Source organism: Rubrivirga litoralis (assembly GCF_031846415.1).
In the GTDB taxonomy this organism is placed as follows: domain Bacteria; phylum Bacteroidota; class Rhodothermia; order Rhodothermales; family Rubricoccaceae; genus Rubrivirga; species Rubrivirga litoralis.
The window spans coordinates 1-2,752 of the sequence record NZ_JAVRHT010000076.1 but is presented as its reverse complement, the minus strand read 5'-3'; the positions used below and the strand labels follow the sequence as shown (position 1 = coordinate 2,752).

The window sequence follows — 2,752 nt, the reverse complement described above, 5'->3', positions numbered from 1 at the left end:
GCTGCCCGCTGCCCGCTGCCCGCTGCCCGCTGCCCGCTCACCCGAACGTGAGCCGGCGGAACAGCGGCGCCACGCGCGAGAGGTCCCACCGTTCGTCCGCGCCGCGCGCGCCGTCCAGGATCACGTGCGCCCGCCCCGCCCCCACGTCGTCGGGCCGGGCATCGTGGAGCCGGTCGAGGACGGCCTGGAGCCGGCCGCGCTCGCCGCCGTCGGGGGTGTCGTGGGCCGCCCCGCCCGCGAGGAGCGCCGTCGGCCGGCTCTCGCCCCACCACGACGTCGAGAGACCGACGGGCCACCACGCGGCGTCGTCCGGGAGCACGCGGGCCAGGCGCGGGAGGTCGGCCTTGAAGGGGCGGAGGCCGGCCTCGGGGACGCCCATCGAGCCCTCGGGGTAGACGTAGAGCGCCGTCCGCGGGTCGCGCTCCATGCGGCGGACCGTCTCGCGCATCGTCCGCGCCCGCGCGCGGCCGTCGTCGGCGGGGAAGGGGAGGGCGCCGACCGGGCCGAACAGGGGCGCCCGCTCCCACGCCTCCATCCACACCACCATCGGGCGGCCGAGCACGCGCGTCAGCAGGAACCACAGGAGGAAACTGTCGGGGTAGACGTGGTGGTTGGCGTAGACCACGAGCGGCCGCCCCGGCGCCGGGTCTACGGGCGGACCCGACGCGGGCGGGGAGGCGCCCACCCAGACCGCGCGGCGGAGGCCGCCGCGGAGGTCCGCGAGCATCGTCCGCTCGGCGTAGCGGCGGGCCAGCCCCTGGGCCAGCGTCTCGCCGCGGTAGACCGGCTCCGTCACCGCCCCGCCCGTGTTGGGGCCGCCCGCGCCGCGAGCCGGGCGCGGCGGCGCGCGTAGTCGTCGTGGACGGCCAGCCGGAGCTTGCGGCGGAGCGGGACGACGGCCCGCCGGCCCAGGTTGTCGTGGCCGTTCTGGCGCACGCCGTTGAGGATCTCGCGGTACATCCGCCCCGCCCCCCGGATGCCGGCCTGCGCGGCGGGGCGGAGGCCGTCGACTTCGGCGAGGCCGCGGTCGTAGAGCGCCTCGGCCTCGGCCATCAGCGACTCGATGAGCGCCACGTACGGGCGGGGCGGGGCGGCGGCCGTGACCACGGCGCCCAGGTCGAGCCCGCGCGCGTCGAGGTCGTCCTGCGGGAGGTACGTCCGCCCCAGCTCGCGCCAGTCCTCGCCCACGTCGCGGAGGATGTTCGTGATCTGCATGGCGTTCCCCAGCGCCCGCGCCGGCGCGTCGAGCCGGCCGAGGTCGGCGGGGCTCCGCGCCAGGAACGGGAGCATGGCCGCCCCCACGCTCCCCGCCACGAGGTCCGAGTACGCCAGCAGGTCGGCCCGCGTGCGGACGGCCCGGCCCTCGATGTCCCACCGGGCGCCGTCGAGGAGCTGGCGGAGCGGGCGCGCCCGGAGCCCGTACGCCGCGTGGACCTCGGCGAGCCGCCGCCAGAGGAGCGCGTGCGGTCCGCCCGGCGGGCGGCCGTCGAGCGTCGCGCGGAGCGCCCGCTCCAGGCCGTCGACCTCCTCCAAGGCCCGCCCCGCCCCGATCGCGAGCGCCCGCTCGTCGGCCAGCGTGTCGACCGTCCGGCAGTAGAGGTAGAGCACGGCGACCGGCACGCGCTCGGCGCGCGGGAGCAGGCGCGTGGCCAGCGAGAACGTCCGGCTGTGGTGGCGGAACGCCCGGCGCAGGTAGCGGTCCTCGGCGGCCCGCCCCGCACCGGGCGGCGGCGGCGCGGGCGGCTCGCGGAACGGGGCGGCCGGCGCGGGCGGGGCGGAGGCCGGGGGCGTCACGCGACGGCGGGCCGCGCCGCGCGGGACCCGGCCGGACCCGACACGGGCGGGGCGGCGTCGCGGCGCAGCCACAGGACGCCCAGCGCGATGGCCAGCCCGACCAGCCCGGCCAGCCCGGCGGCCGGCGCCTTGTACGCGAAGCACACGCCGACCGAGAACAGCGAGTTAACGGCGTAGAACCGCGGCGCCCACACGGCCTCGAACGGCCCGGGCGCGGCCCGCAGCCCGCCCAGCGCCTCGTACCCGACGGCGATGACCGCCGACGTGAGCGCCCACCCCGCCCAGTTCACGAGCGGCATCCCGAAGAACACGCCGCCCACGTCGTACTTCCAGAACGGGAACGCGTGGTTCATGGCTGGGTCCAGCGCCACGTCCCACAGCACCATGAACAGAGCCACGGCCCCGACCCGCCCCGCCCGTCCCAACCCGAGCCGCCGGCCGAGGTCGAGCGACACGATCGAGATGGCGTACCACGACGGCGGGATCAGCCACGGCACGTGTCCGGCGATCTTGGCGCCCAGAAAGTCGCCGTAGCTGTACGGCCCGAACGGGAAGCCCGTCTGCGTGCCGATCAGTTCGGCCGCGGCGCCCACCACGCACCCGACGGCCAGGAACGCGAGCGACCGCCCCCAGCCCAGCTCGGGCAGGTACAGGGCGAAGGCGAGCACGGGCAGCATCGCCATGTTCACCCAGGTCGGGATCTTGATGAGGTCCTGGAGGGTGAGCCCCGTCACGTCCGCGATCACGCCGAGCGCCGACGCGGCCGGGCCGGGGAAAAAGTTGAGGAGCGTAGCCCCGGCGAGGCTGAACACCACCGACCCCGCGAACAGGGCCAGGGCGATAAGGAAGACGCGGTGGGAGGTCATGCGGGAGCGGCGCCAGGGGACGGGGCCAGGGCGAACGAGCAACCCGCGCCTGGGTTCGGGCGCAGGTAGAGCAGGTAGAGCAGGTAGAGCAG

3 protein-coding genes are annotated in these 2,752 nt (G+C 77.0%); all 3 read right to left on the bottom strand.

What is annotated here, in order from left to right:
• Positions 1 to 37: 37 nt before the first annotated feature.
• The 3 genes from RM540_RS16160 to cruF are packed head-to-tail and all read right to left on the bottom strand — an operon-like array spanning position 38 to position 2,660.
• Entirely contained in the window at positions 38 to 796 is a 759-nt protein-coding gene (locus RM540_RS16160) for a 1-acyl-sn-glycerol-3-phosphate acyltransferase (RefSeq protein ID WP_311666039.1), read from the bottom strand.
• A complete protein-coding gene (locus RM540_RS16155) occupies positions 793 to 1,794 on the bottom strand; it encodes a phytoene/squalene synthase family protein (RefSeq protein WP_311666037.1) in 1,002 nt (333 codons plus the stop codon). Before RM540_RS16155 ends, RM540_RS16160 begins: the two co-directional genes overlap by 4 nt.
• A complete protein-coding gene (cruF, locus tag RM540_RS16150; RefSeq protein ID WP_311666035.1) occupies positions 1,791 to 2,660 on the bottom strand; it encodes a bisanhydrobacterioruberin hydratase CruF in 870 nt (289 codons plus the stop codon). The genes RM540_RS16155 and cruF overlap by 4 nt, the downstream gene beginning before the upstream one ends.
• Positions 2,661 to 2,752 lie beyond the last annotated feature (92 nt).

Bases quoted from the DNA above. Each gene is read 5' to 3' on its own strand.
- cruF (WP_311666035.1), bottom strand. From the start codon at position 2,660: ATGACCTCCCACCGCGTCTTCCTTATCGCCCTGGCCCTGTTCGCGGGG.